Source organism: Marinimicrobium sp. (assembly GCF_002695945.1).
GTDB lineage: Bacteria > Pseudomonadota > Gammaproteobacteria > Pseudomonadales > Cellvibrionaceae > Marinimicrobium > Marinimicrobium koreense.
In genome coordinates this window covers 119,289-141,452 of record NZ_NZQP01000057.1, presented here as the reverse complement: position 1 = coordinate 141,452, position 22,164 = coordinate 119,289, and the positions used below count along the sequence as shown (strand labels likewise).

Sequence of the window (22,164 nt, the reverse complement as noted above, 5' to 3'; positions counted from 1 at the left end):
ACTAGGCCTCCAGTCCGCACAGGATGGCCAGGGCTCGATAGGTATCCGCCGAACGGGTCAGAAGCCAGAACAGCAACACCCAGACCGCGAGCAGATAGTGCCAATAGAGCGCGCACAGGCGCAGACTGTCGATGATGGTCCGGGCCGCTTCGGCTCGCCACATATGTCGCAGCGGCCGATACAGGACACCCAGCCCGATCAACAGATGAATACCGTGAACGCCGGTGAACAGGAAGAAATAACTGCTCGCCGGGTTGCTGCGTACCCCATACCCCATGTCGCTGAGGATCTGCCATAACCACACCTGGGCAATCAGGAATTGCAGTGCGAGAAAGCCGGCGCCGAGTAAGGCCGCCAGACTCAGGCCGGGCTGACTGGCCCTGGCCGCGTTCAGGGAAACCTGCATCAGCACACTGCTGAACACCAGCAGCCCCGTATTCACCCAGAGCCGCGTCGTGTTGCTCAGCGGGCGCCAGGCGTCCCCGGCCAGGGCTTCAAAACCGGGGTATTGGGAGTGGGTCAGAAAGGTCACGGCAAACAGGGAAAACAGTACCGTGGCGATCGCCAGAAACAACGTCAACGCGATCCGGCGACTCTGAAACTCCCGCTGCGGTGAATCAAACGGAGCGTTGGCTGGCACGGATTCTTCGAGCCAGGATTTTTCCGTCAGTGCGTGCCAGAGTTTCATGACGACGCCTCCTGTGTTGGATGTTTGCGAACCTGATCCGGGGGGAGGTTCTGGGGAAGGTAATCGTCCTCGCAGTCCGGAACGCTGTAGGCATAAGCCCAGCGGTAGACCTTCGGGCTCTCCGGCCCCCAGTTACCATGCCGGGGTGGCATATCGGGGGTCTGCCACTCCAGTGTGGTGGCGTGCCAGGGATTGCGCTCGGACGGTGAGCCCCGTTTCAGGCTCCAGAACAGGTTGATGATGAAGATAAGCTGGGCCAGACCGACGATCAGTGCGGAAACGGTAATGCCCGCGTTGAGGGTCTGGGCGGAGTCCGGCACGAAACCGGTCTCCCCCATGGCGTAATAGCGGCGGGGCACGCCGAGAAAGCCCAGGTAGTGCATGGGAAGATAAATGGCGTAGGTACCGAGAAAGGTTACCCAGAAGTGCAGTTTGCCCAGCCCCTGATGCAGAATGCGCCCGGTGATCAGGGGGTACCAGTGATAGATGGCGGCGAACAGAACCATGATGGGGGAAACCCCCATGACCATATGAAAGTGCGCCACCACAAAGTACGTATCGGACAGCGGCAGATCCACCACCACATTGCCAAGAAAGAGACCGCTCAGACCGCCATGAGTGAAGGTAAAAATAAAACCAATGGCGAACAACATGGGCACCGTCAGATGGATGTTGCCTCGCCACAGCGTCAGCACCCAGTTGTAGACCTTGATCGCGGTGGGTACGGCGATGATCAGGGTGGTGGTGGCAAAGAAAAACCCGAACGTCGGGTTCATGCCGCTGACGTACATATGATGCGCCCAGACGACGAAGCTGAGCAGTCCGATAATGACAATGGCCCACACCATCATTCGGTAACCGAAAATGTTTTTTCGCGCGTGAGTGGCGAGAATATCGGACACGATGCCGAAGGCGGGCAGGGCGACGATGTACACTTCCGGGTGACCGAAAAACCAGAACAGATGCTGGAACAGCAGCGGGCTGCCGTCGGAGTAGTCCAGGGACTCCCCAAGGGATACCAGGGCGGGCATGAAAAAGCTGGTGCCTACGGTCTTGTCCAGCAGCATCATGATGGCGCTGACCAGCAGGGCGGGGAAGGCCAGCAGCCCCATGATGGTGGCAATGAAAATGCCCCACAGGGTCAGCGGCATGCGCATCAGGGTCATGCCGGCGGCGCGCGCCTGCAGAATGGTGGTGACGTAATTGAGTCCGCCCATGGTGAAGGCAACGATGAAAATGGCCAGTGAGGCGAGCATGCAGATGATGCCCCACTCATACCCCGGCGTGCCTTTGAGAATGGTCTGCGGCGGGTAGAGTGTCCAGCCGGCCCCGGTGGGTCCCTCCGGCACAAAAAAGCTCGCCATCAGCACAATGACTGCCAGCAGGTAGGTCCAGTAGCTGAGCATATTGAGGTAGGGAAAGACCATATCCCGGGCGCCGATCATCAGCGGGATCAGATAATTGCCAAAGCCGCCCAATAAAATCGCCGTCAGCAGATAGATCACCATGATCATCCCGTGCATGGTGACAAACTGCAGGTAGGAATTCGGGTTGATGAAATCAAAGGTGTCCGGGAAACCCAGTTGCAAACGCATCAGGGCCGATAGCGTCAGAGCCACCAGACCGACAAACACGGCGGTCAATGCGTACTGAATGGCAATGACCTTGTGATCCTGACTCCAGATGTACTTGCTGATAAATCCGGTGGGCTCGTGGGTGGCCACCGGTTGATCGGCCAGAGCGGTGTATTTCATACCCGATCCTCAGACAGTGCTCGGTTTACAATTGATTGATGTAGGCCAACAGGTCATCAATGGCCTGCTTGTCGTGCAGGGTTCTGGCCATCAATGTCATCTGGGTGCCGTAGTAGTCGCCCTTGTGGCTGCCTCGTACTCCCTGCTTGAAGTGCTCGAGTTGGCGGCGTAAGTACCAGTCGTGTTGACCGGCCAGTGCTGGCGCATTGGTGGCGTAGTTTCCCTCGCCTCGATCGCCGTGACAGCTGCTGCAGTTGCGATACAGGCGCTCGCCCCGCTGTGCATCGCCAGTCACGCTGGTGTCGGGAGTCTCGCTGGTCAGGGAATCGATATGCGCGGCTACATCCCTCATTGCCTGTCGATCCGGCAGTGTGGCCATCATGCCGGCCATCTGCTGACCGAAACGGTCCGCTTCGTGACTGCCGCGCACGCCGGTTTTGTAAAAGTGCAATTGCCGTTCGAGGTACCAGGGGTCGAGGTGGCTGAGCCGTGGCGCGTTCATGTTCGCGTTGCCGCCGCCCTCCGGACCGTGACAGCTGGCACACACGCCATACAGTTGGGCGCCCCGCTGCGGATCGGCGTGATCGTCGTCCTGAGTGTCAGCAAAGGTCGGCTGGCTGGCCAGCCAGCGGTCAAAGTCCTCGCGTGGCTCGATGACCACCTGACCGCGCATGGTGTGATGGGCCATGCCACACAGCTCCATGCACAGAATGTCGAAGCGCCCGTCCCGCGAGGGCTCGAACCACAGATAACTCACCATACCCGGCACCATGTCCATTTTGACGCGGAATTGGGGGACACCGAAGTTGTGCAGCACATCGCGGGAGCGCAGCAGGGCCTTGACCGGCTGATTGACCGGCAGGTGCAGTTCGTTGTTGAACACCAGCCGATCGTCCTGGCCGGCGGGATCGCCCGGATCCAGACCGAAAGGGTTCTGCTCACTCATGAAGTGCGGATGGGTGCGGCCCAACTGGCCGTCCTCACCGGGGAAGCGGAACGTCCAATGCCACTGTTGGCCGAGCACCTCAAAATGAGCGGCGTCCTCGGGAGGGTCCACAAATTTGGCCCAGACAAACAGCCCCGGGGCCAGCATGGCTGCCACGCCGACGCTGGTTATGACGGTCAGCCACAGCTCCAGTGGCTTGTTCTCGGGTTCGTAGTGCGCTTTGCGGTCCCTGCGGAATCGATGGCGGAATATGGCATAGGCCATGAACAGGTTGACCGCAATAAACACAAAACCGGTCACCCAGAAGGTGATTTCAACGGTGCTGTCGATATTGCCCCAGTTGGACGCCAGGGCGGTAAACCACCAGGGGCTGACGAAATGAAACAGCAGGGTGCCTGCAACCAGTAACACCAGAACGATTACCAGAACCATGGCGGTGCTCCGCTGCCTTTGTTATCGGTTGGGGCGGCAGACCGGCCGGGGCCGGGGGTCGCCCGACGGTGGCGACCCCTTCGTGGACCGCCGAAGGAAGAGAGTCGGCCTGTCAGGGCGCCCAGCGGATAAACTTGTGCCACTGTTTCTGGGCACCGACCACCCAGCCCGGCACCGACTCGCCCAGACCCATATCTTCGACATTGGGGTGATCGGCGATGATTTTCATCAGCCGCTTTTCCTGCCCCGGGTCCACATCCACAATCAGCAGGTGCCGTCCGGAGTTGATGGCGCGCTCAAATTTCAGGTACTGGTGGTTTGGTCTCTGAATGCCGATCAGACCGCCCTCCCAGGTACAGAAGCCCAGCAGGATGATCGACAGGAAAATCACCGGAATCCACAGGTAACCTTCGCTCAGCCCGACAATGTAGGCGACGACCAGGGGAATGGCCGCGGCAACCAGGCCAACCAGGAAACCGATTTTGCCCGAGTGAATCACATCCTTGCGCAACAACGATTCCACCTGATGGAGGTGATGGGACTCCAGACCAGCGTCGTTATTGCTCAGGATATGGATCTGTGGGCGGGCAATGCCCCGAGCTTCCAGGTCGCTCTCCAGGCGCTCAAGGTCATCCAGGTCCTCACTCAAGTAAAAATGGCGTCTCATGCGTGTCACCTATGGTTTGGGTGTGGATGCACTGGCTCCGGGGCTGACAGCTTGACGGCCTCAGATGAAGTATAGCAGCGGCGTTGGGGGGCTATTTCAGCGCCGTGGGGGCCAACTGGGGGGCTTGAATGATTGGGTATAAGGGGTTAGCGAGCTTACATCGTAAGCGTATAAAAGCCCCCGATTTTTGCGGTTTTTATGATGTGGCTTTGTTAGCCCGCCGGTGGTTATGAAAAGATCATCTAGCCGGGCCCTTCTCGGCGCAAGGCTAAAGTTTTCAGGGCCCTGGCCGCCAAATCCTGTGTTAAGAACGTTCTTTATAGATAACGGTGATAACCAGCCGAATTGATATAAGCGGCCGCTGAAAAATGGCTGGGAATACGCTATAGTTGGGCCACGAGTGTGACGTAGGCGGTTGTTTTTAGCGCTGATTCGTGTTCCCGGCGATCCGCCGATGCGTCGAGCTCAACAAGAATGAACTATCGGTACCCGCCAACCGCGTTTGGCGGCGCGTCAATTAAAGAATGCAGTAAGTTCGAGAGAGGAACGGTGAAACGCAGAGATCTACTGGTTGGCTTTGTATCCGGGGTTGGCTTTACCGCCGGCAACGCATACCTCTGGCAAATGGCGGAGAATAGCAGCCAGGCTCGTGAGACGTTGGCGGAAGACGGCTACGACCTGGACGGAGATCCCTTTGCCATTCCTGACGGCGAAGAGGGGATCGGCGCGCCGGTGTCCCCTCCGGCCTCCCGGGTTCGCGCGACGGTGGCNGATGCGGTTGACCTGCCGTCGCTGGATGCCCTGACCGAAGAGCGCTCGATCCAGAGCAGTTCTCTGGTGGAGGCGGTCGAGCAGAACCTGGCCCAGGCAGACCGGGAGAGCTGTTGCAGTGGTCACAGTCACTCAGCCGACCATTCGGGCCAGGTCGCGGAAGGTGAGGCGCACGCCCGCGTGCTGGAAAAGGTCCGGAACTTCAATGGCGATTTCATTGACGATATCTTCCTGACCGAAACCGAAAAGCCGGTACTGCACTCGCTGTTTGTGCGCCTGAAGCGGGCCGAGCGCCTGGTGGGGCACGGCAACTACAACCTGCTGAGCTTCGATGAGCTGTTCAAGTACGGCAAACGGTTTTCGGAAGTGGGGGCCTTCACCCCGGCCGAATTCCAGATGATCGAGAAGCTGTTCTTCACTGAGGCCAAAAAATACGGGTTCTATGGCGAAAAGGTCACTACCGAGCTGACCGCCAAGATTCCACCGCGTGAAACCATCAAAATTCCTTATTCCGGCCACTATCTGCTGCGGGGCGATTCGGCGGCCTATTACGACAAACTGCGCCGGGATATCGGGGACAGTGTCATCCTGACTTCCGGGGTTCGTGGCAACGTCAAGCAGATGCACCTGTTTGTGGCCAAGTGCCTTGAGTCCAATTACAACCTGTCCAAGGCTTCGCGCTCACTGGCGCCACCGGGCCACAGCTACCACGGGATCGGTGACTTCGATGTGGGCCGCGTGGGCTGGGGGTACTCCAACTTTACCGACAAGTTTGCCGAAACCGACGAATTCAAGCGGATGCAGGACCTGGGCTACGTACAGATCCGCTACACCAAGGACAACCACTACGGGGTGCGTTTCGAGCCCTGGCATATCAAGGTGGTGTGACGGCGTCATTTACGCCGTTGCAGACAGCAAAAAGCCCCTGAACGCCTGGCGTCAGGGGCTTTTTCGTGGGGTGCGCGGTGTGCACCCCGGCAGCAAGCGCTGGGCGCTTAGTGCTCGTGACCTTCCGGGCCGTGCACGTGGCCGTGGGAGATCTCTTCTTCGGTGGCGTCACGCACATCGGTGACTTCCACGTCAAAGTTCAGGTCAACGCCGGCCAGCGGGTGGTTGGCATCGATAGTGACGGTGTCACCTTCAACGGCCGCTACGCGTACGATCTGGGTGCCCTGCTCGGTCTGGGCCTGAAACTCCATGCCCACTTCCACTTTCTCAACGCCGGTAAACATGTTGGCCGGCAGCTCCTGGATCAGGTTGTCGCTGCGCTCGCCGTAAGCTTCGGCGGCCGGTACCTGGGCGGTCAGTTTGTCACCCACGCTCTTGCCTTCCAGCTGCTTTTCCAGGCCGGGGATGATGTTGCCAGCGCCGTGCAGGTAAACCAGCGGACCACGCTCGTCATTGGACTGGTCCAGCTGCTTGCCTTCACTGTCGGTCAGGGTGTAGTGAAAGCTGACGACGCTGTTGTTGGAAATGCTCATAAATTAACCTATTGGTTGCGGGTGAATGAAAACGCGTTAAACGTTGATGGGGACGGTGGCGGCAGAATACAACCGCCGGACGCCCAAAAATGTTCGAAGATTCAGAAGGATTCGATGTTTTTGCCGTTAACTCGGGCTTTATCGATGTCAATCGTGTGTGAATCACCGTCTTCCTGCTGCTCCAGACGCACCAGCAAATAGTCCCATTTGGGCGCCAGCCAGGCGTAGGTGACCCGATCGTCATCGTCGCGGCTGCGCATGACTTTGACGGTATCCACCTCACCCATGGGGGTATCCAGTCGCTCTTCGGCGACAATTTCAAACCGGTATTCCTTCATCTGGCCGCCATCGGCAATGGCGTACTTCAGGTTGTTTCGGCCCTCGATCAGGTCTTTCTGGAGCTGAATCTGGTAGCTCAGCTTGTCCTGGACANGCTTGCGGATATCCATGGCCCAGCTTTTACCCTGGACATCATTGATCACCCGCTCCTTGTCCCAGTTGAAGGTCAGCTCGGCATCCCGGTCGCGGCCCAGACCGCGGCGCTTGTAGAAGTATTTGCGGGGCTGAACCACGCCGTCTACCCAGTCAAACTGGGAGATTTCCTCAATATTGCCGATCCAGGAGTCCGCCTCGAAGCGCAGCTGCTGGCCGCCATCTTCGAGGTCCGTCAGCTTGTGGGTAACGGTGACCTTGATGCCGAAAATACGGGTGGAGTACTCGTTTTCAAAGCTTTTGGGCATTTCCGCACTGACGCTCGCGGCGAGCAGGGCGGTCAANCCGACGGTGGCTAGGGTGCGCAGCAATACGTGCTTGAGGGGCATAAAAGGCTCCTGTACGTCCTGTTTAAGACTGGGTTGTGTCCATTAGATACCCATTTGGCCCTAAAGGTTCGTTATTCAATAACGCCCGGCCGGATTCCATGCGCAATCGCCCCTCGGCAAACCACTNCACCGCCAGGGGGTAAATGACGTGTTCCTGGCTCTGAACCCGCGCCGCGAGTGACTCGGCGTCNTCGCCCGGGAGCACCGGCACGCGCGCCTGGACGGCGGGTGGGCCGCCATCGAGCTCGGCGGTCACAAAGTGCACCGTGACCCCGTGNTCGCTCTCACCGGCNTCCAGCGCTCGTTGGTGGGTGTGCAGGCCCTGGTACTTGGGCAGCAGTGAGGGGTGGATGTTGAGCATCCGACCTTCATAGTGGCNGGTAAAGGTGGGCGTCAAAATACGCATGAAGCCGGCCAGAACCACCAGTTCCGGTCGGTAGTGGTCAATGCATTCCTGTAACGCGGTGTCAAAGGCTTCGCGGGAGTCGTACCGGGTATGATCAAGTACTTNGGCGGGAATGCCCGCNTGTTCGGCCCTCAGCAGCCCGCGCACGGCGGGCCGGTTGCTGATGACCGCGACAATATCGATCGGNAGTTGGCCGCGCNGNTGGCCGTCAATCAGGGCTTGCAGGTTNGAGCCGCTGCCGCTGATCAGCACCACGACCCGGGTCGGTTGGGNTGAACTCAAGCGTCGCTCCCCTCTAANGAGGTCAACTCAACGCGGGCTTCGCCCTCCTGCGCCTCGGCAATNTGTCCGACCACAAAGGCNTCTTCGCCNGCNGCNTTGAGCANGGCCAGGGCGTCGGCTTCCTGGGCCTTCGGCAGGGCAATCACCATGCCCACGCCGCAGTTGAAGGTGCGGTACATTTCCCGGGGCGCCACGCCGCCGGCCTGCTGCANCCAGCGGAAAACNGCGGGCANCTGCCAGCTCTGGGTGTCGATCACCGCCTTGCTGTTGGCGGGCAGTACCCGGGGGATNTTCTCCAGCAGNCCGCCNCCGGTAATGTGGGAGAGGGCGTGGACATCCAGTTCGCGGATCAGTTTGAGCAGCGATTTGACATAAATGCGGGTGGGCGCCATCAGNGCTTCNCTNAGNGGCTGACCNTCGCAGTCCTGAGTCAGGTCGGCGTCGCTCACTTCAATGATTTTGCGAATCAGGGAGTAGCCGTTGGAGTGCGGTCCGCTGGAGGCCAGACCAATCAGGGTGTCACCGGCGGCCACTTTNGAGCCATCNATGATTTCNGANTTCTCCACCACNCCGACGCAAAAGCCCGCCAGGTCNTAGTCGTCGCCTTCGTACATGCCCGGCATTTCCGCCGTCTCGCCCCCGACCAGAGCGCAGCCGGCCTGTTCACAGCCGGCACCAATNCCGGTGACCACATCCGCCGCCACATCCACGTTCAGCTTGCCCGTGGCNTAGTANTCCAGGAAAAACAGCGGTTCCGCCCCNGCCACCACCAGNTCGTTCACACACATGGCGACCAGATCGATGCCAATNGTGTCGTGGCGCTGGAGGTTCATGGCCAGGCGCAGCTTGGTGCCCACCCCGTCGGTTCCNGANACCANCACCGGCTCGCGGTAGCCTTTNGGCAGNTCGCACAGGGCGCCAAANCCACCNANCCCNCCCATGACNTCGGGGCGGCTGGTGCGTTTGGCNACACCTTTAATGCGGTCTACCAGGGCTTCACCCGCGTCGATATCGACGCCGGCATCTTTGTAACTCAGTGACGGTTGCGTGTGTTTTTCAGTCATGAATGGGCTGTGCTCTTGATGTGCTGTCGGGACGACGGCAGCGTGCTGCCGCGCTGGACGGGAAGTTTCCGAATCGATGGGCGCGTATTCTATCAGTTTATGGTCGAAATGCGAGCGAGTGCCGGTTTCCGAACCCACGGGAACCTTTCGCCATTTTGACAGCCTGCTACAATGCGGGCTTTTACCCGCCAACCCGAGCGACAGCTGTAACCCGACAACGAGTAGACAGAGGCGAAATCTTGAGGCGATTATTGGCAGTTTGGCAGATAGGACTCCGGGCACTGGTCATCGGCCTGACGCTCGGCGGGTTTGCAGTTCCGACCCAGGCGGAGCAGGTTGTGGACCTGTACAGCGCGGATGTGTTGGTGGCCTCCCAGTCCGCCNCCGANCGCCGCCGCGGGGCGCGGGACGGGCTGGAGCAACTGATGGNGAGGGTCTCCGGTGACCCCGGGGCCAGTGATCATCCCGCCGTGCGGGAGGCGCTGTCCCGGGCCGAGGACTTCATCTATGAGTTCAACTACGTTTCTACCGATGAGACTCTGGANGTCNACGGCGAGGAGCGTCCGGCCAGCCGCCTGATGATGAAATTCTCGGCGCCGGAAGTGGAGCGGCTGTTGCGCTCGGCGAGCCTGTCCCTCTGGCCCGCCAACCGGCCGGCCGTGCTGGTCTGGATGGTGCGTCGCGACAGCGATGGCTTACANCGGGTGTCCNACTCAGAAGAACGCGACTGGCTCAGGGCGCGCGCCGAAACTCGAGGCTTGCCGCTGGTCATGCCCCTGGATGACCTGGAAGACCGTCTGGCGGTGTCCGCTCGTGAACTCTGGTCTCTGGATGAGGAAACCATTCGCAAAGCATCGCAGCGTTACGACGCNGAGGCGATTCTGGTGGGCCGCTACAGCGAAACCTCCGCCGGACAGTGGCGCTCCGACTGGCAGTTGTATCACGACCTGGGCAACCCCACCTTCTACCTNCGAAATGACTCGGTGAACGGGCTGCTGGCGGAGGCGATTGACGAAACCGCCAATCACTTTGCCGGNCTCTATGCCATTGTNCCCCGGGAAGAGGGGCCGGATGCAGTGTTGATGGAAGTCGGCGGCATCGACGGTTTTGGCGATTACAAGNCGGTCGAGCGCTACCTGGAAGACCTGGCGNTGGTGCGNCGNGCCGAGCTGGTATCGCTTCGCCCGGGNGTGTTNACCCTGCGGTTGGTGACCGAGGGNGAACAGGCGCGACTGCTGGGNACGCTGGAACGCGACGGCCGGCTNGTGCCATCCGCCGACAGNAANCGGGTCAGCCTGACCGGNAGCCGCTTCATGCCCGNGGGGACNCAGGCCAACCCNNTGGTNTANACCTGGCAATAACCGCCGTNCCGGCANCNACAAAAGAGAATCAANCAAGGCCATGCCCACGCCTCAACAGCTTTCACTGAGCGTCAGTCTTAACGACGACGCCACCTTTGATAACTTCTACGCCCCGGAAGGGGCGACCAACGCCCGCACCCTGGCGTTGCTGAAAGCGCAGGCAGGCGGCCAGGGGGAGCCTTTCATCTATCTCTGGGGGCANCCGGGCGTCGGGCTCACCCACCTGCTGCAGGCGGCGGGGCACGAAGCGCAAGACGCGGGCCTGAGCATTCAGTACCTCCCGCTACGGGAGCTGGTGGGTTTTGCGCCCCACGANTTGCTGGAAGGGCTGGAGTACCTGGATCTGGTCTGTCTCGACGGGCTGGAAGTGATTGCCGGCAAGCCCGACTGGGAAGAGGCCCTGTTTCATCTNTTNAACCGNCTACGCGATGCCCAAAAGCATCTGCTGGTGGCCGCCGTGCANGGGCCCCAGGAGCTNCCCGTGGCGCTGCCGGACCTGCGCTCGCGCCTGCAGTGGGGCGTTACCTGCCAGGTGCAGGCGTTGAGCGATGAAGACAAGCAGAACGCCCTNCGCCATCGGGCCCGGGCCCGGGGNCTGGAGCTGAGCGAGGACGTGGCTCACTATATTCTGCAGCGGGTGCCCCGGGACATGAACGAGCTGTTCTGTTACCTGCAGCGGCTGGATCATGCCTCGCTGGCCGAGCAGCGCAAACTGACCATCCCCTTCGTAAAGAAAGTGTTAAACCTCTGAGTCGATCCTGACGGGCGAAATGGAATAGGGTATTCTTACCGGGCTAACAGTCCTTGGAACCATAACAGGCTGAGCGGTCTGTCCGGGGCTGTGGCATCGGTCGATANCCAAAACCATAACCAATAAAAGCCCATGAGGTGTTTCCATGTCCCACACTGTCTATCGCATGCTGGCGCTATCGGCGCTGGTCAGTACNNTGATCGCCTGTCAGTCAGATCCCGCACAAACAGATACTCCAACTGAGCCGGACGCGTCGTCAGCCATTCAGGTCAATCAGCTTGGTTTNTANCCGCNCGCCGCGAAAGTGGCCNCCGTACCGGCCGGAGCNGCNGNGGATTTTGCGCTGGTGAATACCGCCAACGGGCAGGTGGTTTACCAGAGTGAGNTGGGGGAGGCGAAAGTCTGGCCGGTCTCCGGCGAGACGGTTCAGCTGGCCGACTTCTCTGACGTTGAGGCGCCCGGCCGCTATGTGGTGCGGGTCGAAGGCCTGGCCGATTCGGCCCCGCTGGAAATCCGCGATGCGGTATACGGCGAGCTGAATGATGCCGTCATCAAAGCCTATTACTTTAACCGTGCCAGCACGGAGCTTCTCGCCGAGCACGCCGGAGACTATGCGCGCCCCATGGGCCACNCCGACGACAGTGTCGCCATTCACAGCTCGGCAGCCTCTGAAGCGCGCCCGGAAGGCACCGAGCTGAGCAGCCCCAAAGGCTGGTACGACGCGGGCGACTACAACAAGTACATCGTCAACTCGGGCATCAGCACCTATACCCTGNTGGCCGCCTATGAGCACTTCCCGGCGTTCTATCGCGATCGTGACCTGAATATCCCGGAAAGTGGCAACGCCGTCCCCGATCTGCTGGATGAGTCCATGTGGAACCTGAGCTGGATGCTCACCATGCAGGATCCGCANGACGGCGGTGTGTACCACAAGCTGACCACCCTGAACTTCTCTGGTGCAGTAATGCCTCACGAGGCCACCGAGCCNCGCTATATGGTTCAGAAAGGCACGGCGGCGGCGCTCAACTTTGCCGCCACCATGGCGGTGGCCAGNCGCGTATACGCCGACTACGAGGCCGAATACCCGGGCTTCTCCGAGCAGGCACTCTCGGCGGCGAAGGCCGCCTGGGATTGGGCCAAAGCCAACCCCGATGTCATCTATCGCAATCCGGAGGATGTACGTACCGGCGAGTACGGCGATGATGAATTCTCGGACGAGTTTGTCTGGGCCGCGGTAGAGCTGGCCCTGACCACCGGTGATCAGCGTTACTGGGACGAGGTCGAATTGGCCGAGGCCGCCATTGAGGTGCCGAACTGGGCCGATGCCGTCGGTCAACCCTGGATGTCCATGGCGCACCACCTGGAACAGGTTCCCGAGGCGCTGCAGGCGCNGGTNAAGGACANGGTGGCNGGTTTGGCGCAGCANCTGCGCGATGAGTGGCGGGCATCGGCCTCCGGNGTTCCCATGCGCGCACAGGACTTCGTCTGGGGCAGCAACGGCGTGGCCATGAATATGGCGATGATGNTGTTGACTGCCCACCAGTTGAGCGACAATCCCGAAAATCTGCAGGTGGCGCAGTCCCTGATGGATTATGTTCTGGGGCGCAATCCCACCGGCTATTCCTACGTGACCGGTTTTGGTACGCGCACGCCGCTACACATNCATCATCGTCCCTCCGAGGCCGATACTGTTGTTGCGCCGGTTCCGGGCTTCCTGGCCGGTGGCCCTCACAGCGGCCAGCAGGACGCCGGTGACTGTCCGGTCGCTTATCCGTCGGACAAGCCCGCCAAATCCTATCTGGATCACTGGTGNAGCTATGCGTCCAACGAAATCACCATCAACTGGAACGCACCGCTGGTCTATGTTTCCGGCGCATTGGAGGTNTTGAGNGAGCGCCAGTANCGGCNTGTTGGGTGGCAGGCCCTGTGGGCTTTCCGTATAATGTCACCCAACAACGCATTCGAATAAAAACCCACCTTGATCCCCAGGCGATTATCACGCCCAGGGGGCGGTGGGTTTTTTTATGGCTGCGCGATTGACCGACAGACGTAACCGGAGATGTTTATGCGCCGTTTATTGCAGTTTTGCTGGGTTCAACACCGGGTCATTACCCGAGGCAAATTGATCGGTGGAATGAATATCGAAGGACGGCGCAGTGACAGCTTCTGGTTCTGACACAGTGACCGCTCCCTCACAACACAAACCCCGCACAACGCGGGGTNTGCTGTTTTTNCNGGCCCACAATGCTAGTCTTCGCACTACTTTTATCACTNNTTGNATAACACAGGATTCNATTTTCACTATGTTTCAGCGCTCACTGAAAAAGGGCTTGTGGGTCAGTGCGGTACTGCTCACCAGCGCCTTGGCAGCCCTGGTCCGGGCCGATGATTATGCCGCGGTGACCCCCGACGGTCGCGGGGCCGTCGCCACCGTTCAGCCGAGAGCCACCGAGGCGGCCATGAAGGCCTACGCCGAGGGCGGCAACGCGATNGACGCCGCCGTGGCCGCCGCCTTGACTCTGGGGGTGGTGGACGGCCACAACTCCGGCATCGGTGGNGGAATTTTTGCCNTGGTGCACTGGGCCGACGGTCGGGTGGAGGCCATCGACGGCCGGGAAATGGCCCCGGGTAAAGCCCATCGCACTATGTACGTGCGCGATGGCGACTATCGGCCCGAGCTGAGCAAAAAAGGCCCTCTCGCGGTGGGGATTCCCGGCGCCGTGGCCGCTTACGATTACATGATGAANAAAGGCGGTAAGGCCCGCTTTGCCACGCACCTGGANGCGGCCGCGACCCTCGCNGACGAGGGTTTCGCCATCGATGGCATTTTTGCCCGCCGCCTGGCGCGNCACNCGGAGGACCTTCTGGAGTACCCCGGCTCGGCCGCCATTTTCCTGACCCCCGAAGGTAAGCCCTGGCCGGTGGGGCACCGNATCCGCCAACCCGATCTGGCCCGCACCTATCGTGCGATTGCCAGCGAGGGCCCCGAGTACTTTTACGGCGGTGGCTTTGCCAAAGCCGTCGGCGACTGGATGGCCGAGCACGGTGGCATCGTGACNCGGGAGGACTTTGCGAACTACGAGCTGCTACGCCGCAAGCCGGTGGTCAGCGACTATCGNGGTTANCGGNTTTACGGCTTCCCNCCGCCCAGNTCCGGCGGTGTGCATGTGGCCCAGATGCTCAATATTCTCGAAGGNTTTGANGTCGATGCGCTCTCAGAAGCGGACCGCTACCACCTGCTGGCGGAAGTCATGCGCCTGGCNTTTGCCGACCGCGCCTATTGGCTGGGCGACCCGGCGTTTGCGTCTGTGCCCAAAGGCCTGATCAGTGAACGCTATGCGGACAAACTGCGGGAGCGGCTGTCATTGAAATCAGTGGCCGANGTNACNGGCCACAGCACGCCCCCCAAATCCCNGGAGGAGCTGTTCGGCAAACACACCACCCATATCGCCACGGCGGATCAGGATGGCAACTGGNTGGCCATTACCGCCACAGTGAATACCAACTTCGGCTCCAAGGTGGTGGTGCCGGGCACCGGGGTGATTCTGAACAANCAGATGGATGACTTCTCGGCCCAGCCCGGCGAACCCAATGCCTANGGNCTGTTGGGGGCGGAAGCCAACAGTATTGCCCCGGGNAANCGGCCGCTGTCCAGCATGAGCCCCACGGTGGTGACCCGCGATGGCAAGCCGGTACTGACACTGGGAGCGGCGGGTGGCCCCACCATTATTACCCAGGTGGTGCAGGCGCTGGTGAATCACATCGATCTGGGCATGCCGCTGGAGGATGCGCTGGTGATGGACCGCATCCANCACCAGTGGCGGCCCAATCAGTTGTTCGTGGAGAAAACCCTGATTACTCCGCTGCGCACCGCGCTGGANGAAAAAGGGCATNAATTGCGTCGACTGGGCGATTATGGCTCCACCCAGGCCATTGGCCTGGATGAACAGGGGCGCTTTATCAGCGTGGCCGAGCCCCGTCTGGANGAGCGCAANAAAGTCGAGTAANCCGNTGGCTCAGGCCGCCTGGCGAAAGGCGGCCTCAAAGCGCGNCGGCTCCCGCTCGCGTTTGATCTGNTCAAAAAACGTGGCNGCNTCCGGGTACTGGCGCTGCAAGTACATCANCCACTGCTTGATNCGATTGCCGCAGTACTTGGAGGCGTTTTTGGTNCCCCAGTGAGGNTGGCTCATCCGGTAATACCGGTGCAGCATCTGNCAGACCTCGCGCCAGGGCATGGGGGTGTACTCTTNCCCCGCCACCTGCGCCTTGATGGCCCGCGCCAGGTCCGGCCGCGCCAGTAATCCCCGCCCGAGCATAAACCGGTCGCAGCCGGTCNCNGCNCGGCAGCGCTCAAAATCCTCCGGGNTCCAGATNTCCCCNTTGGCGATCACCGGCATNGCCACCGCCTCCCGAATNCGNGCAATGTACTCCCANTAGGCNGGCGGTCGGTAGCCGTCGCGCTTGGTNCGCGCNTGCACGGTCAGCTCGTTGGCNCCNGCCTCGTAAACCGCCAGGGCGTTATCGAGATAGCGGCTGGCATCGTCAAAACCGAGCCGGATTTTGGCGCTGACCGGCACGGTGTCGGGCAGCGCGTTGCGCACCGCGGCCACAATGGCGTGCACCCGCTCCGGTTCGCGCAGCAGGCAGGCTCCGCCGTCACTTTTGTTCACGGTTTTGGCCGGGCAACCGAAATTCAGATCAATGGCCGTAGCGCCAGCGGCCACCGCGCGCTGGGCATTGCGGGCCACCGGCTCTGGCTGCCCGCCCAATAGCTGAACCTTCACCGGGGTGCCGCTGGGGGTCAGGCAGTGTTGCTCGATCTCCGGGGCGTAGCGCAGGAACACCCGCCGGGGCAGGCTGCTGTCGGTCACCCGGATAAACTCGGTGACACAGCCATCCAGCCCGCCCAGCGCGCTGAGCAGGTCCCGAACCTGATAATCGACGACGCCCTCCATCGGGGCGAGAAACAATTGCATGACTGGGCCGAACTCCCGGTGTGGAAAAGGCGGCCATTTTAACGGCATCTGGTTGCCATTGCAGGCCCAATCCCGGCTCAATTGCAGCCAGAAGTTGTAAGTTTATGAAAGATAAGAGAAAATGGCCGGCCGTTTTGCGCTTGGCAAAAGCTCCTCGAGCCACTACCAAGGGCAAAAAATGTGACGCAGTTGCCACATTTTGGGAATCAAGCTACATTGGCGCGCCTCGCTCCACCGGACCGAGGTGGCCCCGCGCGGATACGTTCCGCTGTAGCCAATGACTTATCGTACACAGGGTGCCCGATATGAGTGACACACTGATGCAACAAGGCGTAGACCTGATGCTGTATGGCATGGGGTCCGTCGTGGTGTTTTTGACGCTGCTGGTGATTGCCATGGTGCTTATGAGTGGCAGCATCAACCGTTGGTTCCCCGAGTCCCAAGCGCCTCTGGAGCCCCGCAGCCGCAAACCCTCCAGCGCCGCCCGCCCCGCCGCGGGCAAGGTCGATGACAAAACCCTGGCCGCAATCAAGGCCGCCATTGAGCAACATCGCGCCCGTCGCCGATAGCCGATGGTTCCGCGAACGCTAACTGTGAGAAAGGTACAACGCCATGAGCGATGCTAAAAAGCCGTTGGGCATTACGGAGCTGGTACTGCGGGATGCCCATCAGTCCCTGCTGGCCACCCGGATGCGCCTCGACGACATGCTGCCCATTGCCGAGAAACTGGATCAAGTGGGTTTCTGGTCTCTGGAAACCTGGGGTGGAGCGACTTTCGACGCCTGTATCCGCTACCTGGGCGAAGACCCCTGGGAGCGCATTCGCGAGCTCAAAAAGGCCATGCCCAAAACCCGCATGCAGATGTTGCTGCGCGGGCAGAACATTCTCGGCTATCGCCACTACGCCGATGACGTAGTGGACAAGTTTGTCGAGCGCGCCGCCACCAATGGCGTGGACGTGTTCCGCGTGTTCGATGCCATGAACGACATGCGCAACATCGAAACCGCCATGAAAGCGGTCAAGAAGCAGGGCAAGCACGCTCAGGGCACCATCTCCTACACCATCAGCCCGGTGCACGACATCGAGTTGTGGGTGGATCTGGCCAAGCGCATTGAAGACATGGGCGCTGACTCCATTGCCATCAAAGACATGGCCGGCCTGCTCAAGCCCTATGTGGGGTACGAGCTGGTGACCCGCCTGAAAGAAAGCTGTTCCATCCCGATTCACATGCAGAGCCACGCCACCACCGGCCTGGCCCACGCCACCAACCTCAAGTGCGTGGAGGCGGGCATCGACAATATCGATACCGCCATTTCCTCCATGTCCATGACCTACGGTCACAGCCCCACCGAGACCATGGTGTCGATCCTGGAAGGCACCGATCGGGATACCGGGCTGAACCTGGAACTGCTCGAAGAAATCGCCTCCTACTTCCGCGACGTGCGCCGCAAATACGCCAAGTTCGAAGGCTCTCTCAAGGGCGTCGACTCGCGCATCCTGATTGCTCAGGTGCCCGGCGGCATGCTGACCAACATGGAAAATCAGCTGCGTGAGCAGAACGCGGAAGACAAATTCGACGCGGTGCTGGAAGAAATTCCCCGCGTGCGCAAGGACCTCGGCTACATCCCGCTGGTGACCCCGACCTCACAGATTGTCGGCACCCAGGCGGTGATGAACGTGCTCACCGGTGAGCGCTACAAAACCATCACCAAAGAAACCGAAGGTGTGCTCAAAGGCGAGTACGGCGCTACGCCGGCGGACGTCAACAAAGAGCTGCAACAGCGCGTCCTCGACGGTGGTGAGCCGATCACCTGTCGCCCGGCGGATAAGCTGGAGCCGGAAATGGATCGCCTGGCCAAAGAGCTTGAAGAAGTGGCCAAAGAAAAAGGCATCAGCCTCACCGAGGGCGAAGGCCGCATTGACGATGTGCTCACTTATGCCCTGTTCCCTCAGGTTGGTCTGAAATTCCTGGAGAACCGTGGCAAACCCGACGCCTTTGAACCGGCACCGACCGGTAAAGAGGGCAGTGCGGTGACCACCGACAGTGGTGAAGAGGTGTACACCGTCGACGTGGAAGGCCAGAAATACACTGTGACCGTCAGCGACGGTGGTGATGTGACAGGCCTGGCCCCGGTGGGCGGCAGTGCCTCCAGCGGTGGTGCAGAAGCCGCACCCGCCGGCGAAGGTGAGCCGGTTCCCGCTCCGCTGGGCGGCAACATCGTGAAACTCATGGTCAAGCCCGGTGACCAGGTGGAAGAGGGCGATACCCTGCTGATTCTGGAAGCCATGAAAATGGAATCCGAAGTGGCCGCGCCCCGTGCCGGTACCGTGACCAGCGTGCATGTGCAGGCCGGAGACGCGGTGACATCCGGCGATCCGCTTCTGGATCTGGCGTAATCGCGAACCGCCTGGACCACTACTTCCAGCAACACTGTTGAGAACGTTTTATGCAGAATTTTATTCGATTGTGGCAGGAATCGGGCATCAACCAGATGGAGTGGGGCACCTTCACCATGATTCTGGTGGGGCTTTTGCTGCTGTTCCTGGCCATCCGCAAAGGATTTGAGCCGCTGCTGCTGGTGCCGATCGGCTTTGGCTGCATCATGGCCAACATCCCCGGTGCGGGGCTCGCCATGTCCGCGACCCAGCAGGCCATTGATGTGGGCGGCGTGAAAGTGCTCGCGGATCTTGCCGAAGTCTTCGGCGTTGCCGCCAGCACTTCGGCGGAAGAGCTGATGGCGCTGTACAAAACCGCTTCGGCCTCTGAGCTGGCGGCCGCACACAAGGTGGCCTTGGACTACGGCTACACCAATGGCATGATCTACAACTTCTATCAAGTGGCTATCGGTTCCGGCGTTGCGCCGCTGGTCATTTTCATGGGTGTGGGTGCCATGACCGATTTCGGTCCGTTGCTCGCCAATCCGAAAACCCTGTTTCTCGGCGCGGCCGCCCAGTTCGGTATTTTTGCGACCGTAATGGGGGCGGTTGGCCTGTCTGTTACAGGCCTGATGGACTTCTCCATTGCCGATGCCGCTGCCATCGGGATCATCGGTGGTGCGGACGGTCCGACCGCCATCTACGTGTCCAGCATTCTGGCGCCAGACCTGCTGGGTGCCATCGCCGTTGCGGCCTACTCTTATATGGCGCTTGTGCCCCTGATCCAGCCGCCGATCATGCGCGCGCTGACCACCGAGTCCGAGCGGCAGATCAAAATGGAACAACTGCGTCCGGTCAGCCGCCTGGAAAAGATTGCCTTCCCGGTGATTCTGCTGATTCTTGTGGCGCTGTTCCTGCCCTCGGCCGCACCGCTGCTGGGTATGTTCTGCTTCGGTAACCTGATGCGCGAATGTGGCGTGGTGGAGCGTCTGAGCGATACCGCCCAGAATGCCCTGATCAACATCACCACCATTTTCCTGGGCCTGGCCGTGGGCTCCAAACTGGCCGCTTCCGCCTTCCTGGATACCAAAACGCTGGGCATCCTGCTGCTGGGTATCGTTGCCTTTGCCATTGGTACGGCAATGGGGGTTCTGGTGGCCAAGTTCATGAACCTGTTTGTCCGCCACAAGATCAACCCGCTGATCGGTTCCGCCGGTGTATCCGCCGTGCCCATGGCTGCGCGGGTGTCCAACAAAATCGGGCTCGAGTCCGATCCTCACAACTACCTGCTCATGCACGCCATGGGGCCGAACGTCGCCGGGGTGATCGGTTCCGCCGTGGCCGCGGGCGTTATGATCTCCATCGTGTCATCCATGTAAAACCCTTTTGCCGGGCGCCCGACGCGCCCGGCAAAATCCCCCTCCCGCTTTGTCTTTTCCGGTTCGCTGCATCAAAAGCATTGACCCTTCGATAAAAAGCACCTACTATTTTTGGTAAGCGCTGATTCACCAGTGCGTTTGTCACCCACCTGCCAAGAGGAGGAGCCTGCCAACAGAACATGTCGGGGCGCCTCTGTCACCCCGAAAATCGCGTTACCTTTTGAGTCTTACAGGGCCGGGGCCTTGGCCATCCGTAGCGTTGCCAGCCCGAGTTGTCCCTGTTCACCTGGAACCTGATGGGGATTTATCCATGGCGAAACGATCTCACGCGAAGCGCAAAAGACATCAGAACCACGCCGCTGAAGAGCGGTTCCACCAAGACGACCGCGGCCGACACCGGGCACCCCCCAACGGCAACATCGTCGAAATCAATGCCTCCCGACAACTGCAGACCGCTTACGCTCCACCCCGCGCCAACAAACCCCTCACCGCCTACACCACCGCCCAGCAAGACTACATCGACGCTATCCAGCGCTACCATCTGACCTTCGGTATCGGCCCTGCCGGTACGGGCAAGAGCTACTGCGCCGGTGCCATTGCCGCCGAAGCGCTGGAGTCCGGGCGAATTGAGCGGATCATCCTCACGCGGCCCGCCGTGGAAGCGGGGGAACAACTGGGCTTCCTGCCCGGCGCCCTGGATGAAAAGTTCTCGGTTTACATCGACGCGTTTCGTGAAATCCTCGCCGAACGACTCGGCGCCGGTACCGTAGACTACTGCCTGCGCCACGGTCGAATCGTCGCCGCGCCCCTGGCGTTTATGCGCGGTAAAACCTTCAACAACCGGACCTTCGTCATTCTCGATGAAGCCCAGAACACCTCACCCGCACAGATGAAGATGTTCCTGACCCGCATCGGCGAAGGCTGTAAAGTGGTCATCAACGGGGATATCGAACAAAGCGATATTCGCGGACACAACGGCCTGGCGGATGCCGTGAACCGGCTCGGCGATCTACCCAATGTGTATATCCACCAATTCGAACGAGCCGACATTGTGCGCAGCGGGCTGGTCCGGGATATTATGGACCGATACGAACTCACCTGATCCCCATCGTCTTCCGGCGCCTTCGGGCGCCGGGTTTTCTGATGCCCCTCTAGCCGAAAACTCGAAGTAATTCCCAAGACTATTTGTTGATCAAAAAATGATCGACTTATACAGTATATTGGCGAGTACTCTGAAAATTGGCGTTCGCCACGTCTTTACAGTGCACGCTTTCTCACCGACGAAAATAAAAAAAACAAATTAAATCAATGAGTTACTGATATTAAGTCGGTAGATAACAGGCGACACCGGGGACAAAACCGAGCCGGCACGCTTTCCGTCTGGCCGATCTGTGCTAAAGTTTCAGACAATTCACTAATATCAATGAGTTAGCGGCTTTGACCGGGAAGCGTGCTGGCTCAATGTTAAAATGTTAGCGAAATATGAAAGAACTTGTTGCTCTTCACAAACATTGGTGTACGGCCGATTCTGTCAAAGTGGTCGTTGGCCCTCCTGTGGCTACGGGCTTACCAGATGGCTGTCCGGAAGAGCTAGTAGCTCAAGCCGAAATGCATTCAGCATTCCTAAGGATCGCCACTTGGTACTCTTTGCTTTATGTGGTGGTTGAGGGCTACAGAGAGTTGAAAATTGAAGATTCACAGATAGATGAACTTCTTTCTAATGATCAAATGGTCAATGGGTTGAGGCGATTTCGAAACGCTATTTTTCACTATCAAGATGATCCGCTGGGGCCAAAGCTCATGACATTCTTAGAGATGGCGGAAAGTGAGGTGTGGGCAGGACGGTTACATCGGGCTTTCAAGTCGTACTTCGAACGCGCTTTGCGTATCAAAGAGATTATAGAATCAGTAAATGAAACGGGCGAACGCTAACAAAGGTAATCACCGGAAGTATTTTTGTTCCGGCGCTGCCTTCTCAAAAATACTCCGGTGTTACCGGCGTTAACCTC

Annotated in this window: 19 protein-coding genes; 10 read left to right on the top strand and 9 right to left on the bottom strand. The window is 59.9% G+C overall.

Annotation, left to right across the window (positions count from 1 at the left end; translation table 11 throughout):
- Nucleotide 1: 1 nt before the first annotated feature.
- From CMG77_RS13000 to CMG77_RS12985, 4 genes are all read right to left on the bottom strand, one after another.
- The gene (locus tag CMG77_RS13000) at nucleotides 2-688 is read right to left on the bottom strand and encodes a cytochrome c oxidase subunit 3 (RefSeq protein WP_123636819.1); all 687 of its coding nucleotides are present in this window, start codon (nucleotides 686-688) and stop codon (nucleotides 2-4) included.
- Nucleotides 685-2,442, bottom strand: a complete 1,758-nt coding sequence (locus CMG77_RS12995; protein ID WP_286804244.1) for a cbb3-type cytochrome c oxidase subunit I — start codon at nucleotides 2,440-2,442, stop codon at nucleotides 685-687. The genes CMG77_RS13000 and CMG77_RS12995 overlap by 4 nt, the downstream gene beginning before the upstream one ends.
- A 25-nt stretch (nucleotides 2,443-2,467) precedes the next feature.
- Nucleotides 2,468-3,820: a c-type cytochrome gene (locus CMG77_RS12990; protein ID WP_286804245.1), complete on the bottom strand. Its 1,353-nt coding sequence runs from the start codon at nucleotides 3,818-3,820 to the stop codon at nucleotides 2,468-2,470.
- Between the two features lie 112 nt (nucleotides 3,821-3,932).
- A complete protein-coding gene (locus tag CMG77_RS12985; RefSeq protein ID WP_286804246.1) occupies nucleotides 3,933-4,487 on the bottom strand; it encodes an NAD/FAD-utilizing enzyme in 555 nt (184 codons plus the stop codon).
- Between the two features lie 474 nt (nucleotides 4,488-4,961).
- Between CMG77_RS12985 and CMG77_RS12980 the strand changes: the two genes are divergently transcribed.
- Entirely contained in the window at nucleotides 4,962-6,146 is a 1,185-nt protein-coding gene (locus tag CMG77_RS12980) for a M15 family metallopeptidase (RefSeq protein WP_123636823.1), read from the top strand.
- Nucleotides 6,147-6,253: 107 nt separating this feature from the next.
- On the opposite strand, the gene CMG77_RS12975 is transcribed toward CMG77_RS12980, so the two are convergent.
- The 4 genes from CMG77_RS12975 to purM all read right to left on the bottom strand — a co-directional run bounded on the left by CMG77_RS12975 (nucleotide 6,254) and on the right by purM (nucleotide 9,312).
- Nucleotides 6,254-6,739, bottom strand: coding sequence for an FKBP-type peptidyl-prolyl cis-trans isomerase (locus tag CMG77_RS12975; protein ID WP_024459503.1), 486 nt, complete (start codon nucleotides 6,737-6,739; stop codon nucleotides 6,254-6,256).
- Between the two features lie 101 nt (nucleotides 6,740-6,840).
- Nucleotides 6,841-7,479 carry a DUF3108 domain-containing protein gene (locus CMG77_RS12970; RefSeq protein WP_502691911.1) on the bottom strand — a complete coding sequence of 213 codons (639 nt, stop codon included), beginning with the start codon at nucleotides 7,477-7,479 and terminating at the stop codon, nucleotides 6,841-6,843.
- 103 nt (nucleotides 7,480-7,582) lie between these two features.
- Nucleotides 7,583-8,248, bottom strand: a complete 666-nt coding sequence (gene purN / locus CMG77_RS12965) for a phosphoribosylglycinamide formyltransferase (RefSeq protein WP_286904761.1) — start codon at nucleotides 8,246-8,248, stop codon at nucleotides 7,583-7,585.
- The gene (gene purM, locus CMG77_RS12960) at nucleotides 8,245-9,312 is read right to left on the bottom strand and encodes a phosphoribosylformylglycinamidine cyclo-ligase (RefSeq protein WP_286904759.1); all 1,068 of its coding nucleotides are present in this window, start codon (nucleotides 9,310-9,312) and stop codon (nucleotides 8,245-8,247) included. Before purM ends, purN begins: the two co-directional genes overlap by 4 nt.
- 2 nt (nucleotides 9,313-9,314) lie before the next feature.
- On the opposite strand from purM, the gene CMG77_RS12955 reads away from it, so the two are divergent.
- The 4 genes from CMG77_RS12955 (at nucleotide 9,315) to ggt (ending at nucleotide 15,431) form a co-directional block, all read left to right on the top strand.
- Complete coding sequence (locus CMG77_RS12955) at nucleotides 9,315-10,673, top strand: DUF2066 domain-containing protein (protein ID WP_502691902.1); 1,359 nt, start codon at nucleotides 9,315-9,317, stop codon at nucleotides 10,671-10,673.
- A 40-nt stretch (nucleotides 10,674-10,713) separates the two neighbouring features.
- Nucleotides 10,714-11,424: a DnaA regulatory inactivator Hda gene (gene hda / locus CMG77_RS12950; RefSeq protein WP_286904756.1), complete on the top strand. Its 711-nt coding sequence runs from the start codon at nucleotides 10,714-10,716 to the stop codon at nucleotides 11,422-11,424.
- 145 nt (nucleotides 11,425-11,569) lie between these two features.
- Complete coding sequence (locus CMG77_RS12945; RefSeq protein WP_286904754.1) at nucleotides 11,570-13,393, top strand: glycoside hydrolase family 9 protein; 1,824 nt, start codon at nucleotides 11,570-11,572, stop codon at nucleotides 13,391-13,393.
- Between the two features lie 334 nt (nucleotides 13,394-13,727).
- A complete protein-coding gene (ggt, locus tag CMG77_RS12940) occupies nucleotides 13,728-15,431 on the top strand; it encodes a gamma-glutamyltransferase (RefSeq protein ID WP_286904752.1) in 1,704 nt (567 codons plus the stop codon).
- Between the two features lie 9 nt (nucleotides 15,432-15,440).
- Here ggt and CMG77_RS12935 read toward each other — a convergent pair whose 3' ends face one another.
- Entirely contained in the window at nucleotides 15,441-16,379 is a 939-nt protein-coding gene (locus CMG77_RS12935; RefSeq protein WP_502691909.1) for a tRNA dihydrouridine synthase, read from the bottom strand.
- Between the two features lie 326 nt (nucleotides 16,380-16,705).
- On the opposite strand from CMG77_RS12935, the gene CMG77_RS12930 reads away from it, so the two are divergent.
- From CMG77_RS12930 to CMG77_RS12910, 5 genes are all read left to right on the top strand, one after another.
- Nucleotides 16,706-16,969 (top strand): OadG family protein, encoded by a 264-nt coding sequence (locus tag CMG77_RS12930; RefSeq protein ID WP_286804254.1) that lies wholly within the window; start codon nucleotides 16,706-16,708, stop codon nucleotides 16,967-16,969.
- 43 nt (nucleotides 16,970-17,012) lie between these two features.
- Nucleotides 17,013-18,797, top strand: coding sequence for a sodium-extruding oxaloacetate decarboxylase subunit alpha (gene oadA, locus CMG77_RS12925; protein ID WP_286804255.1), 1,785 nt, complete (start codon nucleotides 17,013-17,015; stop codon nucleotides 18,795-18,797).
- A gap of 50 nt (nucleotides 18,798-18,847) precedes the next feature.
- The gene (locus tag CMG77_RS12920; protein WP_286804256.1) at nucleotides 18,848-20,155 is read left to right on the top strand and encodes a sodium ion-translocating decarboxylase subunit beta; all 1,308 of its coding nucleotides are present in this window, start codon (nucleotides 18,848-18,850) and stop codon (nucleotides 20,153-20,155) included.
- Nucleotides 20,156-20,465: 310 nt separating this feature from the next.
- Nucleotides 20,466-21,257, top strand: coding sequence for a PhoH family protein (locus tag CMG77_RS12915; RefSeq protein ID WP_123636833.1), 792 nt, complete (start codon nucleotides 20,466-20,468; stop codon nucleotides 21,255-21,257).
- Between the two features lie 380 nt (nucleotides 21,258-21,637).
- Complete coding sequence (locus CMG77_RS12910) at nucleotides 21,638-22,087, top strand: hypothetical protein (protein ID WP_286804257.1); 450 nt, start codon at nucleotides 21,638-21,640, stop codon at nucleotides 22,085-22,087.
- Nucleotides 22,088-22,164: the final 77 nt, after the last annotated feature.